Source organism: Tenacibaculum jejuense (genome assembly GCF_900198195.1).
Taxonomy (GTDB): domain Bacteria; phylum Bacteroidota; class Bacteroidia; order Flavobacteriales; family Flavobacteriaceae; genus Polaribacter; species Polaribacter jejuensis.
On record NZ_LT899436.1, the window covers coordinates 109,669 to 128,619 of the forward strand.

General features: G+C 30.8%; 17 protein-coding genes and 1 tRNA gene. 12 read left to right on the top strand and 6 right to left on the bottom strand.

Annotation, left to right across the window (positions count from 1 at the left end):
* Positions 1-25 precede the first annotated feature (25 nt).
* The 5 genes from AQ1685_RS00490 (at position 26) to AQ1685_RS00510 (ending at position 7,358) form a co-directional block, all read left to right on the top strand.
* Positions 26-2,857 (top strand): sialidase family protein, encoded by a 2,832-nt coding sequence (locus tag AQ1685_RS00490; RefSeq protein ID WP_173862336.1) that lies wholly within the window; start codon positions 26-28, stop codon positions 2,855-2,857.
* Complete coding sequence (folB, locus tag AQ1685_RS00495; RefSeq protein WP_095068779.1) at positions 2,858-3,220, top strand: dihydroneopterin aldolase; 363 nt, start codon at positions 2,858-2,860, stop codon at positions 3,218-3,220.
* 50 nt (positions 3,221-3,270) lie between these two features.
* Positions 3,271-3,341 (top strand) — tRNA-Cys (locus tag AQ1685_RS00500).
* 465 nt (positions 3,342-3,806) lie between these two features.
* On the top strand, positions 3,807-6,146 hold the full coding sequence (locus AQ1685_RS00505; protein ID WP_095068780.1) for a spondin domain-containing protein: 2,340 nt from the start codon (positions 3,807-3,809) through the stop codon (positions 6,144-6,146).
* A gap of 225 nt (positions 6,147-6,371) precedes the next feature.
* Positions 6,372-7,358 (top strand): Ppx/GppA phosphatase family protein, encoded by a 987-nt coding sequence (locus AQ1685_RS00510; RefSeq protein ID WP_095068781.1) that lies wholly within the window; start codon positions 6,372-6,374, stop codon positions 7,356-7,358.
* A 62-nt stretch (positions 7,359-7,420) separates the two neighbouring features.
* Here AQ1685_RS00510 and AQ1685_RS00515 read toward each other — a convergent pair whose 3' ends face one another.
* The 3 genes from AQ1685_RS00515 to AQ1685_RS00525 form a co-directional block, all read right to left on the bottom strand.
* On the bottom strand, positions 7,421-7,873 hold the full coding sequence (locus tag AQ1685_RS00515; protein ID WP_095068782.1) for a ferritin-like domain-containing protein: 453 nt from the start codon (positions 7,871-7,873) through the stop codon (positions 7,421-7,423).
* An 80-nt stretch (positions 7,874-7,953) separates the two neighbouring features.
* Positions 7,954-8,160 (bottom strand): hypothetical protein, encoded by a 207-nt coding sequence (locus tag AQ1685_RS00520; RefSeq protein WP_095068783.1) that lies wholly within the window; start codon positions 8,158-8,160, stop codon positions 7,954-7,956.
* A gap of 31 nt (positions 8,161-8,191) precedes the next feature.
* Positions 8,192-8,665, bottom strand: a complete 474-nt coding sequence (locus AQ1685_RS00525; protein ID WP_095068784.1) for a hypothetical protein — start codon at positions 8,663-8,665, stop codon at positions 8,192-8,194.
* A gap of 132 nt (positions 8,666-8,797) precedes the next feature.
* On the opposite strand from AQ1685_RS00525, the gene AQ1685_RS00530 reads away from it, so the two are divergent.
* Entirely contained in the window at positions 8,798-9,835 is a 1,038-nt protein-coding gene (locus tag AQ1685_RS00530) for a helix-turn-helix domain-containing protein (protein ID WP_095068785.1), read from the top strand.
* Positions 9,836-9,837: 2 nt separating this feature from the next.
* On the opposite strand, the gene cls is transcribed toward AQ1685_RS00530, so the two are convergent.
* The 3 genes from cls to AQ1685_RS00545 are packed head-to-tail and all read right to left on the bottom strand — an operon-like array spanning position 9,838 to position 12,069.
* Positions 9,838-11,256, bottom strand: coding sequence for a cardiolipin synthase (gene cls, locus AQ1685_RS00535; protein ID WP_095068786.1), 1,419 nt, complete (start codon positions 11,254-11,256; stop codon positions 9,838-9,840).
* Positions 11,256-11,885, bottom strand: coding sequence for an SOS response-associated peptidase family protein (locus tag AQ1685_RS00540; protein ID WP_095068787.1), 630 nt, complete (start codon positions 11,883-11,885; stop codon positions 11,256-11,258). Before AQ1685_RS00540 ends, cls begins: the two co-directional genes overlap by 1 nt.
* 16 nt (positions 11,886-11,901) lie before the next feature.
* Entirely contained in the window at positions 11,902-12,069 is a 168-nt protein-coding gene (locus tag AQ1685_RS00545; protein ID WP_157730034.1) for a hypothetical protein, read from the bottom strand.
* Positions 12,070-12,263: 194 nt separating this feature from the next.
* On the opposite strand from AQ1685_RS00545, the gene AQ1685_RS00550 reads away from it, so the two are divergent.
* The 6 genes from AQ1685_RS00550 to AQ1685_RS00575 all read left to right on the top strand — a co-directional run bounded on the left by AQ1685_RS00550 (position 12,264) and on the right by AQ1685_RS00575 (position 18,887).
* A complete protein-coding gene (locus AQ1685_RS00550) occupies positions 12,264-12,428 on the top strand; it encodes a DUF1328 domain-containing protein (protein ID WP_095068788.1) in 165 nt (54 codons plus the stop codon).
* A gap of 52 nt (positions 12,429-12,480) precedes the next feature.
* Positions 12,481-13,365 carry a mechanosensitive ion channel family protein gene (locus AQ1685_RS00555; RefSeq protein WP_095068789.1) on the top strand — a complete coding sequence of 295 codons (885 nt, stop codon included), beginning with the start codon at positions 12,481-12,483 and terminating at the stop codon, positions 13,363-13,365.
* 104 nt (positions 13,366-13,469) lie between these two features.
* Positions 13,470-14,381, top strand: coding sequence for a hypothetical protein (locus tag AQ1685_RS00560; RefSeq protein ID WP_095068790.1), 912 nt, complete (start codon positions 13,470-13,472; stop codon positions 14,379-14,381).
* A gap of 83 nt (positions 14,382-14,464) precedes the next feature.
* Positions 14,465-15,310 carry an MBL fold metallo-hydrolase gene (locus AQ1685_RS00565; protein ID WP_095068791.1) on the top strand — a complete coding sequence of 282 codons (846 nt, stop codon included), beginning with the start codon at positions 14,465-14,467 and terminating at the stop codon, positions 15,308-15,310.
* Positions 15,311-15,323: 13 nt separating this feature from the next.
* A complete protein-coding gene (locus AQ1685_RS00570) occupies positions 15,324-16,973 on the top strand; it encodes a S8 family peptidase (protein WP_095068792.1) in 1,650 nt (549 codons plus the stop codon).
* 57 nt (positions 16,974-17,030) lie between these two features.
* Positions 17,031-18,887 (top strand): M1 family metallopeptidase, encoded by a 1,857-nt coding sequence (locus AQ1685_RS00575; protein ID WP_095068793.1) that lies wholly within the window; start codon positions 17,031-17,033, stop codon positions 18,885-18,887.
* Positions 18,888-18,951: the final 64 nt, after the last annotated feature.

Here is an 18,951-nt window from a genome sequence, read left to right on the forward strand (position 1 = left end):
ATACTACTTTATAAATCCAAACCAAATGAAACAAATCCTTTTCGTATTCCTGTTTGTAGGAATGACAGTGTTTTCACAACAAAATCCGACAAAAGCTAGTATTGTTCAAGATGCACTTCAACAAAAAGCAATAATGACTGAAAATTCATTAGTAAAGAATATTCCTTTTGAAAATATTGGTCCGACTGTAATGAGTGGTAGAGTTGTAGACATAGACGTAAACCCAGACAATACAGTTGAATTTTACGTAGGATATGCTTCCGGAGGTTTATGGTATACGAATAATAATGGAAATACATTTACACCAGTTTTAGATAATGCACCAACTCAAAACATTGGTGATATTGCTGTGGATTGGAAAAACGGAACAATTTGGGTAGGAACGGGAGAAAATAATTCATCGCGTTCTTCTTATGCTGGAATTGGAATTTTAAAATCTACAGATAAAGGTAAAACATGGTCAAACGTAGGTTTACACGATTCACATCACATTGGTAGAATATTAATTAATCCAAATAATCCAAATGAAGTGGTTGTTGGAGTTTTAGGTCATTTGTATTCTTCAAATAATGAAAGAGGGATTTATAAAACCACCGACGGAGGAAAAACTTGGAATAGAACTTTATTTGTGAATGACGATACAGGAATTATCGATGTGCAGCAAGCACCGAATAATTTTAATACGTTATATGCTGCTTCTTGGGAAAGAGAACGTAAAGCTTGGAATTTTGATGGTGATGGTAAAAACTCTGCAATTTATAAGTCTACTGATGGCGGTAATACTTGGAGTAAAATTTCTGAAAACAATGGATTTCCAAATGGAAATGGTGTAGGAAGAATAGGTTTGGCAGTTTATGATGAAAACACGGTGTATGCTTTTCATGATAATCAATTTAGAAGAAAGAAGGATGGAAAACAAAAAAGTGATTCGAATGCTTTAGCAAAAGAAGATTTTAAGAAAATGTCTACAGATGAATTCTTAAAGTTATCAGATAAAAAATTAAACAGTTATCTAAAGACAAACGGATTTCAAGAGAAATATAGAGCAGACAATGTAAAGCAAATGGTGCGATCTGGATCTGTTAAACCGATTGATTTAGCGAAGTATTTAGAGAATGCAAATTCTTTATTATTTGATACACCTGTTATTGGAGCTGAAGTTTTTAAAACAACAAATGGTGGGAAATCATGGAAGAAAACACATGAAGGATATTTAGATGATATCTATTTTTCATACGGGTATTATTTTGGTGAAATTAGAGTAGATCCGCAAGATAAAAATGGGATTTATATTTTAGGTGTTCCAATTTTAAAGTCAAAAGATGGAGGAAAAACATTTGTATCGATCACGAGAGAAAATGTACATTCAGATCATCAAGCACTTTGGGTAAATTCAAAAATTCAAGGTCATTTAATTGATGGAAACGATGGAGGCTTAAATATCTCTTATGACGATGGTGAAAGTTGGTTAAAATTAAATACACCACCAGTTGGACAGTTTTATGCGATTTATGCAGATAACCAGAAATCGTACAATGTTTATGGTGGATTACAAGATAACGGTGTTTGGGTAGCTAATCATAACGCTAAAATCAACAAGGCTTGGCATCAATCAGGAAAAAATCCATACGAATCAATTATGGGTGGAGACGGAATGCAAGTTCAAGTAGATGACCGAAATCCAGATATTGTATACACAGGATTTCAGTTTGGAAATTATTTCCGATTAAATAGAGAAAACGGAGGCAGAAAATACATTCAACCGAAACATACTTTAGGTGAGAATCCATATCGTTTTAATTGGCAAACACCAATATTATTATCTAAACATAATCAAGATATTTTATATCTAGGAGGAAACAAATTACACCGCTCTTTAAATCAAGGAGACGATTGGGAAACGATTTCTGGAGATTTAACTCAAGGTGGAAAAAAAGGAAACGTTGCTTACGGAACACTAACTACAATTAGTGAAAGTCCATTTCAATTTGGATTAATTTACGTTGGTTCAGATGATGGTTTGGTCCAAATTACTAAAAATGGAGGAGGAAGTTGGGAGAATATTTCTAGCACGCTTCCTAAAGATTTATGGGTAAGTAGAGTTATTGCTTCTAAACATAAAAAAGAGCGAGTATATGTAACATTAAACGGATATCGTTGGGATGATTTTACAACTTATGTTTATGTTTCTGATGACTATGGAAAATCTTGGAAAAGCATTGCAAATAATATCCCAGCATCACCAGTAAATGTAATAAAAGAAGATCCAGACTACGAGAACTTATTATACTTAGGAACAGATAATGGTTTATATATTTCTTTTGATTCAGGAAAATCTTGGGAAATTTTTAGCAAAAACTTACCTAACGTTGCTGTACACGATTTGGTAATTCAACCTAAAGCAAAACATTTGATAGTAGGTACACACGGAAGAAGTTTATACAAGGCAAATATTAAACCATTACAAGAGTATTCTGAAGCGATTTCAGACATAAATGATAAAATATTTAGTATAAATAATATCAGAAAAAGTGGAATATGGGGTAGTTCATGGAGTAAATGGTTACAGCCTTACACACCGACTGTAACAATTCCATATTTTTCAAACACGAATAAAGATGCATTTTTTACAATTTATAGTGGAGATGTTGTTGTAAATTCGTTTAAAGTTAAAACTTCAAAAGGGTTTAATGAAGCTGAATTTGATGTAAGTTTTAGTAAAGCAGGATTAAAAAATTATAAGAAAATAAATAAAGAAGCTGTATTAAGTACAGTAAAAAACGGAAAAACATATTTACCTAAAGGAAAGTACAAGGTAAAAATGGGTAAAGCAACAAAAACATTTGAAATTAAATAAATGGGAGTAATAAAAGTAACCAATATAAAGATCTTCACAAACCACGGATGCTTAGAAGAAGAGGCAAAAATTGGGTCAGAATACAGAGTTGATATAGAAGTTAAGGGAAATTTAACACTTTCTGCAAAAACGGATGAATTAAGTGATACGATCGATTATGTACACTTAAATAAAATAGCCAAAGAAGAAATGAATAAACGTTCTAAATTATTAGAACAGGTGGCTCAGAGGATGTTAGATCGAATTTTTGATGAAATACCTTTAGTAGACGAAGCAGAAATTAGTGTGTCAAAAATAAATCCACCAATAGGCGGAAATGTGGGAGAAGTAACAATTATGCTATCAGAAGTGCGTAAAAGTTAAAAAATACTTGCCACTAAAAAGAAAAAGTTTAAATTTGCACTCTCACAAAAGGTGTCGTGGCCGAGTGGCTAGGCAGTGGTCTGCAACACCATCTACAGCGGTTCGAATCCGCTCGACACCTCAAAAGTCTCAATATCATTAATATTGAGACTTTTTTTATGATTAAAATTGTTACATAATTATCCTCTTATAGTTCGAAAATTGCAGGAATTAAGGTTTTTTAGCCCATTTATACTAGATGTAACATTTTTGAAAGTTTCATCTATAACTTTAATATACCTTTGTATCATCATTGAATCTATAGTCGCTAAAAGCTAAGTTGGGGGACAAATGTTTTTATTTAATGACTAACAAGATTTAAGAGTTAAGATAACACAATCTAGAAATAGGTTGTGTTATTGTTTTTTAATAAGTTTCTTTTTCTTCTAAACTTATAAATCGCCCATTTTATTGAGTTTTCTAGTTCCTTTCAAAGGATTTTTTTCCTTTTTAACCCATTTTATTTCCCTCTAACTCTATTTAATGATTTTGCTACCAGTGTCTTAAAATACTTTTGTGGTGTAAACCAGTAAAAGTATTATTTAACATGAAAACAATTAATTATTTTATACTAGCAATGTTATTGTTAGTCGTGTCATGTAACGATGACGAAGAAGTTAGCCAACCAGATAATGGAAATCCTCCGACTACAGCAAACAAAGATGTAGTATTTAATGAAATTAAATATCAAGGAAGTAAAGACCTTATAGAAATTTATAATAGAGGAACTGAAGCCGCAGATATTAGTGAATATTGGCTTTGTTTAGGTCCTGGAGCGTATCAAAAAATAGGAGATTTAACTCCAGAATCAGGAAATACAACTATTCCAGCTGATGGATATTTAGTAATAAGCTACAATTTACCAGACGAAAAAGGTGGATTAGGATTATACTCAACAAATGAATTTACGAATCCAGATGCAATTATAGATTTCGTTCAGTATGGTGATTCTGGTTCTGCTAGAGAAAATATTGCTGCTTCTGCAGGAATTTGGACAGCAGGTGATTTTGTTCCTGTTGTAAAAAGCGAAGACAATAGTATCGTTTATGATGGAGAAGGTAATGGAGTTATGAATTGGGCAGAAACTACAGAAGTAACTTTTGGAGCACAAAATATTGTTATGCCACCACAAGATGATGTTCGTTCTGTTGTAATTAATGAAGTTAATTACGGAAAAGATAAATTAATCGAATTATGGAACAACGGAGATGTAGCTGTAGACGTTAGTGATTATTGGTTATGTTTAGGACCAGGTCAGTATTTACAAGTAAAGAACGCTACGGTTGTTAGTGGATCTGCACAGTTAAATCCAAGTGAGTTTTTAGTAGTAAGCTGGGATCAGTTAAGTGAAAGTGCAGGATTAGGTTTTTATGCTTCAAACGCATTTACGAATCCAGATGCAATTTTAGACTTTGTTCAATGGGGAGCTTCAGGTAGTGCAAGAGAAAATGTGGCAGTTGCTGCAGGAATTTGGACAGCAGGTGAATTTGTTCCTCAAGTAAGATTAGAGAGTTATAGTTTAGCTTACGATGGAGAAGGAGATGCGATTTCAGATTGGAAAGAAGCTGTAAATCCAACTTTTGGTAGAGGAAATGCTGCTGAAGCTGCAAAAACAAGATTTACTGTAACAATTACAAATAAGATTAATTATTTAGGAACACACGTTTTTAATACACCAACAGGAGCTTCAAACCCAGGTCCAGTAACTGATGTGAATGGAAGTTATTCTGTAAAATTTAAAGCAGTACCTGGAACAAAATTGAGTTTCGCTTCAATGTCTGCTGCTACAAACGATTGGTTTTTTGCTCCAAGAATGACAGGAATAGATCTTTTTGATGCAAGCGGAAGTGCTGTGACAGGAGATATTAGTAATCAGATTTATTTATGGGATGCGGGAACAGAAGAAGAAGATCCAGCTACAATAGCAACTGAACCTAACGGAGGAACAACTGGAAGTCCAGATGATGATAACACAGTTCGTGTGGTGAAAAATGATGTGACACCCTATTTAAGAACAGAATTAGCATACGATAGTTCAACAAGATATTTCACTTTAACATTAACTAATTTAGTAGGAGCTTCAGGAAGTACACCAATTGTACTTACGCCAGGTTTAGCTGTATTACATGCACAAAACGCACCTTTATTTACAGTTGGACAACCAGATAGAGGATATGGATTAAAAGAAATTGCAGAAGCAGGTAATCCAATGCCATTATACCAATGGTTTAACGCAACAGGTTCTCAAGGAGCTCCATTACGTTTGTCTTCTTCGTATACAGTATTTTCTCCAGCGGTTTTATATGCATTTAGTACAACTAAAGATCCTTGGTTTGTTCAAGGAGAGCAAGCAAAAGCATCTAGTGGTTTAGAAGAGATTGCAGAAGATGGAAATAACCAAGTTGCTTACGAATATTTAAAAGGTTTAGGTCTTCCAGTAGCTAAGAGTAATGAAACTGCTCCAGTAAAACCGGGTGAATCTCTAACATTTACAATTGAAGTTCCACAAGGTTTAGATTATAAATTAGGATTTGGAACAATGTTAGTAGATACTAACGATTGGTTTATTAGTTACAACAACGATGGAGTTGCTTTATTCGATGAAAATGGAACAGCTTTCTCTGGTACTTCTGAAAGTGATGAAACTTATCTTTTTGATGCAGGAACTGAAGCTGACGAAGAAGTTGGATTCGGAGCTAATCAAGCGCCAAGACAATCAGGACCAAATACAGGAGCAGCTGATAGCGATAATTTAGTAAGAAGAGTAACAACATTAAATGATGTACAATTTGGTAAAGGAGCAATTAATAGCTCTCCAGGGGTAACATGGTTTGGTGATCCAAGAGGAGGTTACAATTTAATAGAGGTAAACATCCAACCTCAATAAAAGTAGTATATGTGTTGAATCAAAAATGTAATAGTTTTTAGAATAACGTTGATTCATTCTATGTATTAATTTGGGATTATTTCTCCAGTCAATTAAATTGACTGGAGTTTCTTTTTTTATAGAAAGAATAAAGTAACATATTTTTAATTTTTCGTATAAGTATCATAAAATGAGTTTATTATTTCCTTTTTTAAATTGTATCAATATTGAAACTGTTACAATAAAATGAATAATATTTTTACTGAACTCACTCCAGCTTTACAAATAATGAAAAAAACAATACTTTTTATACTGTTAATATTATTTCTATTTTCATGTAAATCAGAAAAGGAAGAAATAAAAACTCCACAAAAAGAATTAGATCAATCAACTGATACTAATCTTGTAAAAGAGCAATTTAGATATCAACCCGTAAAGCCTGAAAATGGAAAACTTAAAGCTGTAGTAGAATTAGGAGCTTCTGGTTTCAATTCTTTTATAATTAATGTTGATGAAGATAAAAACTGGGAGATTAAAAATAAAGAGTACGGCAATAGTTCGATATTAGAAAGTCATACAAACACAAAAGAAGTGAGTTCAAAACTAAAGTCTTACATAAAAAAGATTATCGATTTTGGTGTAGATTCTAAAGATATTCATTTTGTAGTGAGTTCTGGAGCAGATAAAAAGAATATTACTCAAACTATTAAAAAAGAACTAAAAGACTTAGGCTATAATGTTAATGTGGTCACGGCTGAAGAAGAAGGACAATTTGCTTTAAAAGCTGTAATGCCGAAAAGTTTTGAAGATACAGCATTTGTGGTTGATATAGGTTCAGGAAATACAAAAATATCTTATGTTGAAGGGAGTTCAATTATAAGTAAAGAAACGTATGGAGCAAAGTATTTTCAAAATAACCTAGATGATAAAAAAGTTTATAAGGAAGTAAACGCAATTGCTGGAAACATACCAGAACAAAAGCAAAAACAATATTTTATCATTGGAGGTGTTCCGTATCAATTAGCGAAGAAATTGCGAAAAGATAAAGAGCGATATACTTTATTGAATACAAGTATAGAAGCTTATCAAGACGTTATTGAAAAGAAAGGAGCTAAAGTTAAAAGTGGAGTAAATATTTTTAATGCGATTAATGATGCAACAAAACCTAGAATTATAGTTTTTGATTGGGATTCGAATTTCACTATTGGCTTTTTGTTGAGTTTAAAGCACTAAAAAACCCACCAATTCGGGTTTTTTAAAAAAAGGTGGGTTTATTAAAAGTCAACTAATAGGTATTATTTGATCTCTTCTAATTTTTTTATTAAAATAGTGTCATCTAGAATTGTATTTCTATGACTTCTTAGCATTTTAGCAGTGGTTTCTGGTAAGTGCTCTTTGGAATCTATAACTTCATTATATTCATTAATTGCAGCTTTTTCTCCTCGTATTGCTTCTTCTAAGATAGATTTGTCATTATCTAAAGAGAAAAATGCTTTAGTATCCATCCAAGCTCTGTGAATTGTACCTAAATTGCTTCCGTTGTCTTGTGGCATTTGCCCAAACATTCTAATTTCTTTTTTTAATTCATTTCCGAATTTTTTACGTTCTTCAGCTTTTCTTTCAAATAAACTTGTTAATACATCGCTATTTACATTTTCTGCTGCGGTTTGATATCCTTTTTCAGCATCATAATTCTTCATTAATAATCCGTTTAATTGACTGGCTACTTCTTGTGTATAACTATACATAATATTTTATTTTTAAGTGATAAGTAAATTGTTTTCAGATGCTTACTTTTTAACATCTGTAGGTAAACAATTGAAAAGAACTAAGCTTCTTTTTTGTTTACTATTAAGCCTAATAATAGAATAGATAAACCAATACCTAATACGACATATGCGTTGCTATTATTTTGAGATTCGAATTCAGCAATTCCTAAATCTACTGACGACTCTGGCTTTATAAGTTGATATCCTCCATATGCAAGAAATGCAACTCCTGCTAGGATAAATATGATTTTTATTATTTTGTTCATGTTTCGTTTTTAAAGGTTAATATTTGCTAGTTTAGAATTGGTATCTTAATCCTAAGGCTATGTCTAAGTCTAAATCGTCACTATAATTGTCATTAAATCCAAGTTCGGGTCTAATATCTAAGGAAATTAATAGTGGAATTTTAAAATTATATTCAATACCTAAATCCCCAGCAATAAGTGCAAAAACTCCATCACTATTAGGTGTACTAAAGGAACCTAATCCACCACCAGCACCTACATACCAATTGAAATTATTATCAATAGGTTGTACCCATTGATACAATCCGACAAGTTTAAAGGCTTCAATATTATTTGAATTTCTGAGACCTAAATCAAACTCTAATCTGTTATTTTCAGATAAGTAACGTTGGTAGGAAATTTCTCCTCCGAAGCCATCATTATCACCTAGCCTTAAACCAATGGTGTTTTTAGCTATTTTTTGCGCTGTTAATGAAGATGCTACTAATAAAAAAGTTCCTAAAATTATATTTCTAATATTGTTCATTCTTATGTTTTAATTACTTACACTACAAAATTACAGCAAAGGCCTCTAAGGGTTTAGCTCATATAAAGTAAGTATTAGCTCATATACTTTCATGTATTGATTTTTATTAACTTTACGTTGTATAACTATACTATGAAAACAATAAATATTACAGCTAGTAGTACTGAAGGCACAGTAAAGCAAATAAGAGAAGCTATTGGTGGAAGAATTATCGAACGCTGGGGAGAGTATGTTTTAGAGGTAGATAATGAAGTTGCAAAAGGTAAAATTACATTTATTAATTTCGAATGGGGAGCTAGTGTATTGGAGTATGATATTACCTTTTTAGAGAATATTGCATTAGTAATGGATACTTCTGAATATAATCCTATACATTTTACATATGCGTCTGAAGGATTTTGCTTTCATAGATTCGAAAAAGAAAATAATAAAAGGAAAATAGAGCAATTTCAATCAGTAATTATTACTAGCAAAGATGGAGGGTATAATTATGGATACTTTGAAAAAGATGTGAAGATACATATTCATCTTATTCAGGTTAGTCGAGTACTTTTTCTGAAAAAAAGATTAAATGATGGAGCGATTTTAAATCAGAGACTTTATAATGTTTTTCACGATCAACAGCATGAAAGTGTTTTTGCTTATTTCGGAACATACAATTTAAAGTTAGCTAGTTTAATTAAACAGTTTGATAAAGTGAGGCAGAAAGGAATGATACGAATGCTTATTAAAGAAGGTATTGTATTTCAAATTTTATCAGAGCATATTTTACAGCATAATAAAGATGTAGCCTTAAATAAAAAACCAAACTCTTCATTAACTAAAAAAGAACTGAGTTTAGTTAGGAAAACTGGATCAAAAATTTTAAAAAATGTTGCTTTAGATTATTCTGTTGAAGAATTAGCTTTAGAAAGCGGTCTTACTCAGGCAAAATTACAAGAAGGATTCAAGCTTTTATATACTAGAACTGTTACAGAGTATATTCGCCATGTCAGGTTAGAAAAAGCTAGAGATTTAATGAATACAACTGATTTGAATATATCTCAGATAGTATACACGATTGGTTTTAGCAGTAGAAGTTATTTTTCGAAAATATTTAAAAGAAAATATAATATTAGTCCGAGTGAATTTTTAAAGAATAAGAAAGAAGCAGATATAAAAGTAGCTTAATATTACAACAGAGGACTAAGAATTTTTGCAGCTCCTTCTAAAAGTTTTGTTTTTAGAGATCTTTTCATGTAAGTATCATAATTTAAAGCATTGCATTTACTCATATTACTTTTAAAATGATCACTTAAGTTTTTTGCAATTTTTTGATCATACAGTATTGTGTTTATTTCATAATTGTGTTCAAAACTTCTATAATCAAAATTACCTGATCCTATAGAAGCAATTTCTTCATCGATAACAATAAGCTTACTATGAGAAAAATTGTTTTTTAGCGTGTAGATTTTGGCACCTGTTTCTAATAAATCTTCAAAATTTGCATACATACTGTATTTTGCAATTCTACTGTCATTTTTTTCAGGTACCATAATTTTGACATCCACACCTCTCAAAACAGCCATTTTTATAGTTTCTAGAAGTATTTTATTAGGTATAAAATAAGGATTTTCAATGCATACACTTTTTTGTGCACAGTGAATCATCATTGTATATTGTTGTAAAATAGAAGAGTATTTTAAATCGGGACCTCCAGCTACTATTTGTACTAATGAATTTCCTTTTTTACTTTGGTTAGGTAAATAGGTATCATTTAATAATTCCTTATTACTAGCAAAGTAGAAATCCTTAATAAAAACTCTATGAAGATGATCTACTGCTATTCCTTCGATTTTTAAGTGAAAATCGTCCCAAATACCTAACTCAGTATTCTCATTAACATATTTATCTGATATATTAACACCACCAGTAAAGCAAACGGTTCCATCTATAACCAGAATTTTTCTATGATTTCTATAATTTAAAGTTGATAAAATAGTATTCAGTTTAATTGGTAAAATAGGAAAGATTTCAGCGCCACAGTTTTTTAAATCTTTAATCTGTTTTGCTCTTAAGTTATTACTACCTATTGCATCATATAAAATTCTGACTTCAACTCCTTCTTTAAGCTTTTGTTTACAGCGTTTTATTAATTCGCTTAACAACTCTCCTTCTTCAATAATATAGTATTGAATATGAATAAACTTTTTAGCATTTGAAACTTCTTTAAAAATTTCCTCAAAAGTATTTTTACCTGTATCTAGAACTGAGACTTTATTTCCCTCAACAGCAGGAAATCCACTCGATTTTTTCATCAAATGACCTAGTTTAGCAAATTTTTCAGAGTTAAATTTGTGGGAAAAATTTTCAATAGATTCACCTTTATGTCTTAAATCATAAAGTCTTCGTTTGGCATTAAAGTTTAATGTGAAAAACTTAAATTTCTTTCTGTTGATTCCAAAAATTATATAGAAAATAACACCGATTATTGGAATTGTAATAACTATTAATAGCCAACCAATAGATCTCGCAGGTCTATTCCCATATAAAAGTATATTAAAAACAGACCAGATTACTCCCAGTACATATATGATATATAATAATATCATTATGAAATTATTTTTTGAATCTTAAATTTTGTAATGTAAGGCTTAGAAATAATATGATCAATTGCCTTTTGAGTAGAGTTCTTATCTAGCCAAATACTTTTAAAAATTTTAGGAATTTGTAAAGGCATTACTTCGTAGAGGTTATTAACTGATTTTAAAGATTCATTTACTTCAGTGTTTATAACTGTACATGTAATAAAACCGTCGTCTAAAACATTATAAATCCCAGCCAAATAAAATGGTTTTAATGTTTCCTTTTCAACTAAATAATCTGTAATTCCATCTTCTGATAAATAATGCGTATAAAAACCAGTAACTATTATCAAACATCTTCGTTTTAGAAGCGCTTCTTTAAAAAGTATATTTTTATAAATATCGTTTTTATTTACATGCAACGTGTTTTTTAATCGCTGAAATTTTTTCCAACTCCCATCAAAATTTTGAGGAAGCATACCCCAAATACCCAATGTTACGGTATTGGGGTCTTCCATTGTTATTATTGATAAAGACTGTTCTTTATATCCATCAATTTTCAGTTTGGGTCTGTATAAATTCGGATATTTAAATTTGACTTGTAGAGTGTCTTTCAAAAAAATTAAATCAGCTGTATTAGATAAATTGTACATCATAACTTGCTGTAGTATTTTAAATCAAAATACCCGAAGCAACGATCATACTTATACCTAAAACAATTACGCCTAAAACGACATAAAATCCAGATCGGGTTTCTTTATTATTTTGAAATATATAATTCTTGTTTTTGTTTTTTGTGTTTTTTTTAAAGATTTTAAAATCCTCTTTACCTTGTTTCATTTTATTGTTAGTTTTTTGTTACACCACAAAATTAGAACAGATATAAAGTGTTTTTTTGTTCATTAGATTTTAATCTTAACTCATTTCAATTTAGGGCTTTTGAGCTAACATGAATCTTATATGAGTCAATGTTATTGGCAAGTTCATTATAGTTTTGTCGTAACAATTAGTATTAACTTTAAAACAATATATTTATGTTACGATGGTCATTAACCTTTATAATAATTGCAATAATTGCTGGATTTTTAGGTTTTTCTGGTATAGCAGGAACTGCTACAAGTATTGCAAAGATTTTATTTTTAATTTTTTTAGTGTTATTTGTTTTTTCACTAGTACGAGGAAAATCAAGAAATGTATAGTGTAGTGTTTGTAAATGAATATTGAACTTTTTCATAACAACAAAACACATACATGAATTTAAATAATACATTACAAAAAGTACAGTCGGCTTTAATTACCTATTGGAATGAATTTTTAGCACATGTTCCAGGTATACTAATAGCTATTTTAATAGTAATAATAGGTTTTTTACTATCTAATTTGATTTCCTCAATTTTTCAAACGACAATTTCTAAAAGAACAAAAGATCCATTAATAACCAATTTTTTGGGAAAAACGGTTAAATATGGTTTAATAGTATTAGCTATAATTTTTGCGTTAAACATAGCTGGCCTTGGTTATGTTGCAACAGGTTTTATAACTGCCGCAGGTGCTTCAGCAGTAATTATAGGTTTTGCATTTAAAGATATTGGAGAAAATTTTATATCAGGTGTAATATTATCATTTAACAGACCTTTTGATGTAAACGATACTGTATTAATTGGTGATATTTTTGGCAAAGTGAAAATGATAGAATTTAGGCATTCTAAATTAAAAACGTTCGATGGAAGAGATGTTTACATACCCAACAGTGATATCATTAAAAAGCCTGTTTTTAATTATACAGAAGATGGATATTATCGTATAGATTTTACGGTTGGAATAGATTACAACGATGATGTAGAATTAGCAAAAAAAGTTATCATAAAATCAGTTGTAGATACTCCAGGAGTTATAGATACATCCGAACACAAATGTTTTGTAGTAGTTGATTCTCTAGGAACAAGTACTGTAAACCTCAAAGTCTTATTTTGGACTAAAACTATGGAATACAAAAGAGGTGCATCAGAAATAAAAAGTGATGTTGTTAAAAATGTGAAAAATGTTATCATGAATAATGGATTAAATATGCCTTCAGATATAACAGAAGTAAAACTTTATAACTCTCAAAAAGAAATACCAATTTCAGTAAATTAGGTTAAGTAATGAAATATGGAATTAGTGAATTAAAACATCTTAGTTTTTAAATTAAGATGTTTCTTTATTTTTGTAAGAACTAATACCATACGATAATCATCAAGATGAATTTATACAAATACCTTTTAGTAACTGTGTTTTTATGTTGTACTTTTTCATGTAAAAATGAAAAAAAAGAAGAGGTAAAACCAGTAGCATTTAATTACGAACCACAGGAACCGGAAGAAGGTATTTTAAAAGGTGTTGTTGAGCTAGGTACTTCAGGGTTTAATTATTTTATAGTTGAAATAGATAAAAATAAAAACTGGAAATTAAAAGAAGCTGCTTACGGAAAAAGTTTAATAGCAGAAGCTATGACAACTCCAGATGAAATTGATGGTAAACTAAACAAATTCTTAATAAAAATAGAAAGTTTAGGAGTGCTGAAAGAGCATATTAACTTCGTGGTGAGTTCGGGGGCTTTAAAAGAAGAGGTTACAAGATTAATCGTAGATGAACTTAAGAAAAGAAACCATACGATAAAAGAAATTTCACCTAAAGAAGAAGCTATTTATAGTTTAAAAGCAATTTTACCAAATTCATTCAGAAACAACGCTTTTGTTGTTGATCTTGGTTCAGGAAACACAAAAATTTCCTTTGTACAAAACGAAAAACTTGTAGGTAAAGAAACTCACGGAAGTAAATATCATCAAAAGGGAACAGAAGACGAAACAGTATATGAGGAAGTAAAAGAAATTGCAAACCTAGTACCTCAAGAAAACAGGAAGTTTTGCTTTTTAATAGGAGGTATACCTTTCGAATTAGCAAAAGAATTTAGAAAAGATAAAGAACGTTACACTGTTCTTTCTCCTAATGTGAATAATATCAGTAAAATAAAAGAAGAAAAAGGAAGAAAGGTAGCATCAGGATTAATCATCTTCAAAGCTATTTCAGATGCAACTCAATGTCGAAATTTTATATTCGATTGGGAAACAAATTTTACAATAGGTTATTTACTAGAAAAAGAAGGCGTTTAATTTTTCTAAGTTAAATTATCTTCACTGAAGTATTACGATATTATTAACGAGTTAACTCGTTAATTTTTCGCATCTTTGTTACCATGCGTATTTACCCTATAGAAACCGGAAATTTTAAATTAGACGGTGGAGCAATGTTTGGTGTTGTTCCTAAATCTTTATGGCAAAGAACCAATCCTGCAGATGTAAATAACATGATCGATATGTCTATGCGATGTCTTTTAATTGAAGATGGCGATAGATTAACTTTAATCGATACAGGAATTGGAAACAAACAATCAGATAAATTTTATGGCTATTATTATTTGTTTGGAGATTTTTCTTTAGATAAATCCCTAGCAGAATTAGGCTTTCATAGAGATGATATTACAGATGTGTTTTTAACACATTTACATTTTGATCACTGTGGAGGAGCTATTCAATGGAATAAAGATAAAACCGGTTTTGAACCAGCATTTAAGAATGCAAAATTTTGGAGCAACAGTCGTCATTGGGATTGGGCTGTAAATCCAAATCCAAGAGAAAAAGCTTCATTTTTGTCAGAAAACATACTTCCAATAGAAGAAAGTGGTCAATTAAATTTTCTTCATCTAAATGCAAAAGATGATGTCGGTTTTGATGTGTTATTCAAAGACGGACATACAGAAAAACAAATGTTGCCAAAGATTCAATATAAAGGTAAAACGATTGTCTTTATGGCCGATTTATTACCAACCGTAGGTCATATTCCATTACCTTATGTTATGGGTTACGACACAAGACCTTTACTTACGCTGAAAGAAAAAGAAGCATTTTTAACAGAAGCAGCAGATAACGAATATTTACTTTTCTTAGAGCACGATGCTCATAATGAAGTTATTACTGTAAAGCATACTGAAAAAGGAGTTCGATTAAACGAAACATACAAATTTAGAGAGATATTTAATTAAGAGAGAAATGAAAATGAGAGTATACAAACCAATTTTATCTTCAATCGTTTTAGTAAGTTTAGCAAGTTGTTCTTCAACGGCTAACATAAAAAAAATAGTAGTTCCAGCCGGAATCAATAATGAAGTTTCTATCACTGCAAAAAAAGCAGCATTAACCAATACAGAAAAACAAAACTGGCAACATTTAGATTTAGCTACAGATTCTATTCCAGGAATGAGTGTTAATAAAGCATACGAATTCTTAAAAGGAAAGAAAGGTGTAGAGGTTATTGTAGGGGTTGTAGATAGTGGAACAGATTTAAATCATGAAGATTTAAAAGATGTAGCTTGGACTAACAAAGATGAAATAGCTGGAAACGGTAAAGATGATGACAACAATGGATATGTAGATGACATTCATGGATGGAATTTTTTAGGTGATTCTTATACAGAACATTTAGAATATGAACGTATTTTAATGAAACCTTCTGTTGCAGATCCTGAAACTTTAGCTGAAGTTAAAGCTTACCAAGCAGAAAAAGTTAAAGATGCTAAAGAGTTAAAGTTTAATTATCAAAACTATTTATCAGGAATATTATTTGCTGATAAAGCTTTAAAAGATCACTTCAAAAAAGATGAGTATACTTTTGAAGAAGTTGAAGCGATAAAAAATCCTAGTGATGAATTAAAACAGGCAATTGGTGTTGCTATTGGCTTTGTTAAAGCGAATAAAATGACTATGTCTGGGATTCAAAAAGAATTAAAAAAAGAAATCAAAAAAGCAGAAAAAACAATTAATGGTGATAATCTTAAGAATGATTATCGTACAGTAGTTGGCGATGACCCTTACGATATTAATGATAAACCAGGTTATGGTAATGGAAATACAGGACATTCTGAAGAAGGAGAATCTCATGGTTCTCACGTTTCTGGTATTATCGCTGCCGCTAGAAATAATGGTAAAGGAATGAATGGTGTTGCTACTAATGTAAAAATTATGGCAGTTAGATCTGTTTCAGACGGAGATGAGTATGATAAAGATGTGGCTTTAGGTATTCGTTATGCGGTAGATAATGGAGCAAAAGTAATTAATACTAGTTTTGGTAAAGCATTTTCACCAAATAAAGAGTGGGTTTATGACGCGATTAAATATGCAGCAGATAAAGATGTTTTAATTGTAAATGCTGCAGGAAATGATGGGAAAAACATTGACGTTGAAAAAACATTTCCAAATGATTCACAAGATTTAATTAATGAAATATCTGATAACTTTCTTACTGTAGGAGCAATGAGTGCTAATTACAACAAAGAGTTACCAGCTGCTTTTTCAAATTATGGAAAAAAGAATGTTGATATTTTTGCACCAGGAGTAGAAATTTACTCAACATATCCAAATAGTACTTACGAGTCTATTAGTGGTACTTCTATGGCTTCACCATCTACAGCAGGAGTTGCAGCTTTAATTCGTTCATATTATCCGCAATTATCTGCTAGTCAGGTAAAGAGAATTATCATGAATTCTGGAACTAAAATTAATATGGAAGTAAACAAACCAGGAACAGGACCAAGATATCGTAAAGAAGTAGAATTAATTCCTTTCGAAAACTTATCAGTTTCAGGAAGAGTTGTAAATGCTTACAATGCGTTAAAACTTGCAGATAGACTAGTTAAAACAGGAAAATAAACATAACAAAAAGAGCATTTTGAAATGCTCTTTTTTTAATTAATACAATCACAAATAATGAAAAAAATTCTTTATTCTATTTTATGTTTTGGATTTATTGTATGCGTAACTCATGCACAAAATAAAACTAAGAATAAACATTACTGGCAGCAACAAGCTGATTATACTATGGATATTGATATGGACGTAAAAACCTATCAATATAAAGGAAAGCAAAAACTTGTATACACCAATAATTCACCAGACGAACTAAATAAGGTGTTTTATCATTTATACTTCAATGCTTTTCAGCCAAACTCACAAATGGATGCACGTTTGCATACTATTGAAGATCCAGATGGAAGAATGGTTGAAAAAATAGGAACTTCTGAAGATGTAAAAACCGTAAGTAGAATTGCAAAATTAAAACCAAATGAAGTTGGATTTGTAAAAGTGAATTCATTACTTCAAGATGGTAAAAAAGTTTCTTACGAAATTGTAGGTACAATTTTAGAAGTAACATTACATCGTCCTATTAAATCTGGTCAGAAGGCTACTTTTGAAATGGAATTTGTTACTCAAGTTCCTCTACAAATTCGTAGATCTGGAAGAAATAATAAAGAAGGAGTGGCTTTATCAATGACACAGTGGTACCCTAAAATGGCGGAATATGATTTTGAGGGTTGGCATACACCTCCTTATATCGCAAGAGAGTTTCACGGAGTTTGGGGAAATTTTGATGTTACATTACACATTGATAAAAATTATGTAGTTGGAGGAACAGGAGATCTATTAAACCCTCAAGAAGTTGGGCATGGTTATGAAGATAAAAGCAAACCATTAAAACTTCCAAAAGGAAAAAAATTAACTTGGAAGTTTTCAGGAAAAGATATTCATGATTTTACTTGGGCTGCTGATCCAGAGTACCAACATGATATTTATAAAATGGAAAATGGAATAGATTTACATTTCTTGTACAAGAAAACATTAGAGTCTAAATACATTGAAAATTGGAAAAAATTACAGCCAAAAACAGCTGAGTTAATGAAATATTTCAGTGAAAATATTGGTCAATATCCATACAAACAATATTCTGTAATCCAAGGAGGAGACGGAGGTATGGAATATGCACAATGTACGTTAATCACAGGACAAAGACCTTGGGGAAGTTTACTGGGTGTTACAGCACATGAGTTAGCGCATTCTTGGTTTCAATTTTTATTAGCTACAAACGAAATTAAACATCCTTGGGTAGATGAAGGTTTTACAACCTACATATCTAATAAAGCCATGGATAAAATTACAGGAAGAGGAGCTGTAAATCCAAATAGTGGTTCTTACAGAGGTTATAATTTCTTAGTAAAATCGGGTATGGAGAAACCTTTATCTACAAATGCTGACAGATATGAAACTAACAGAGCTTATGGTATCGGAAGTTATAGTAAAGGTAGTATTTTCTTAAGTCAATTAGAGTATGTAATTGGTTCAGAAAATGTGGCTAAAACATTAAAGCAATACTTTAAAGACTTTTCATTCAGGCATCCAACACCAAACGATTTTAAACGTGTAGCAGAAAAAGTTTCCGGAATTCATTTAGATTGGTATTTAAATGAATGGAGTCAAACCACTCACTTTATTGATTATGGAGTTAAAACTGTAAAAGGTAAAGAGATCACTTTAGAAAGAATTGGAGCAATGCCAATGCCTTTAGATGTAGAAGTTGAATATACAGATGGAACAAAAGAATCTTTCAATATTCCATTAGAAATGATGAGAGGAAATAAGCCTACTTCTGCAACTTTATTAAAAGATTGGGGTTGGGCATATCCAACATATACTTTTGAGGCTGCTAAACTAGTAAAAAGTATAGATATAAACAAAGATGGTTTTATGGCAGATGTTAATCCGTTAAATAATACATTTACTCTAGAGTAGAGATATTATCATTTTTAAAATATTAGGCGGTAAAAACGAAAAGTTTTTGCCGCTTTTTTTCTTT

Bases quoted from the DNA above. Each gene is read 5' to 3' on its own strand.
- AQ1685_RS00490 (WP_173862336.1), top strand. From the start codon at position 26: ATGAAACAAATCCTTTTCGTATTCCTGTTTGTAGGAATGACAGTGTTT.
- folB (WP_095068779.1), top strand. From the start codon at position 2,858: ATGGGAGTAATAAAAGTAACCAATATAAAGATCTTCACAAACCACGGA.
- AQ1685_RS00505 (WP_095068780.1), top strand. From the start codon at position 3,807: ATGAAAACAATTAATTATTTTATACTAGCAATGTTATTGTTAGTCGTG.
- AQ1685_RS00510 (WP_095068781.1), top strand. From the start codon at position 6,372: ATGAATAATATTTTTACTGAACTCACTCCAGCTTTACAAATAATGAAA.
- AQ1685_RS00515 (WP_095068782.1), bottom strand. From the start codon at position 7,873: ATGTATAGTTATACACAAGAAGTAGCCAGTCAATTAAACGGATTATTA.
- AQ1685_RS00520 (WP_095068783.1), bottom strand. From the start codon at position 8,160: ATGAACAAAATAATAAAAATCATATTTATCCTAGCAGGAGTTGCATTT.
- AQ1685_RS00525 (WP_095068784.1), bottom strand. From the start codon at position 8,665: ATGAACAATATTAGAAATATAATTTTAGGAACTTTTTTATTAGTAGCA.
- AQ1685_RS00530 (WP_095068785.1), top strand. From the start codon at position 8,798: ATGAAAACAATAAATATTACAGCTAGTAGTACTGAAGGCACAGTAAAG.
- cls (WP_095068786.1), bottom strand. From the start codon at position 11,256: ATGATATTATTATATATCATATATGTACTGGGAGTAATCTGGTCTGTT.
- AQ1685_RS00540 (WP_095068787.1), bottom strand. From the start codon at position 11,885: ATGATGTACAATTTATCTAATACAGCTGATTTAATTTTTTTGAAAGAC.
- AQ1685_RS00545 (WP_157730034.1), bottom strand. From the start codon at position 12,069: ATGAAACAAGGTAAAGAGGATTTTAAAATCTTTAAAAAAAACACAAAA.
- AQ1685_RS00550 (WP_095068788.1), top strand. From the start codon at position 12,264: ATGTTACGATGGTCATTAACCTTTATAATAATTGCAATAATTGCTGGA.
- AQ1685_RS00555 (WP_095068789.1), top strand. From the start codon at position 12,481: ATGAATTTAAATAATACATTACAAAAAGTACAGTCGGCTTTAATTACC.
- AQ1685_RS00560 (WP_095068790.1), top strand. From the start codon at position 13,470: ATGAATTTATACAAATACCTTTTAGTAACTGTGTTTTTATGTTGTACT.
- AQ1685_RS00565 (WP_095068791.1), top strand. From the start codon at position 14,465: ATGCGTATTTACCCTATAGAAACCGGAAATTTTAAATTAGACGGTGGA.
- AQ1685_RS00570 (WP_095068792.1), top strand. From the start codon at position 15,324: ATGAGAGTATACAAACCAATTTTATCTTCAATCGTTTTAGTAAGTTTA.
- AQ1685_RS00575 (WP_095068793.1), top strand. From the start codon at position 17,031: ATGAAAAAAATTCTTTATTCTATTTTATGTTTTGGATTTATTGTATGC.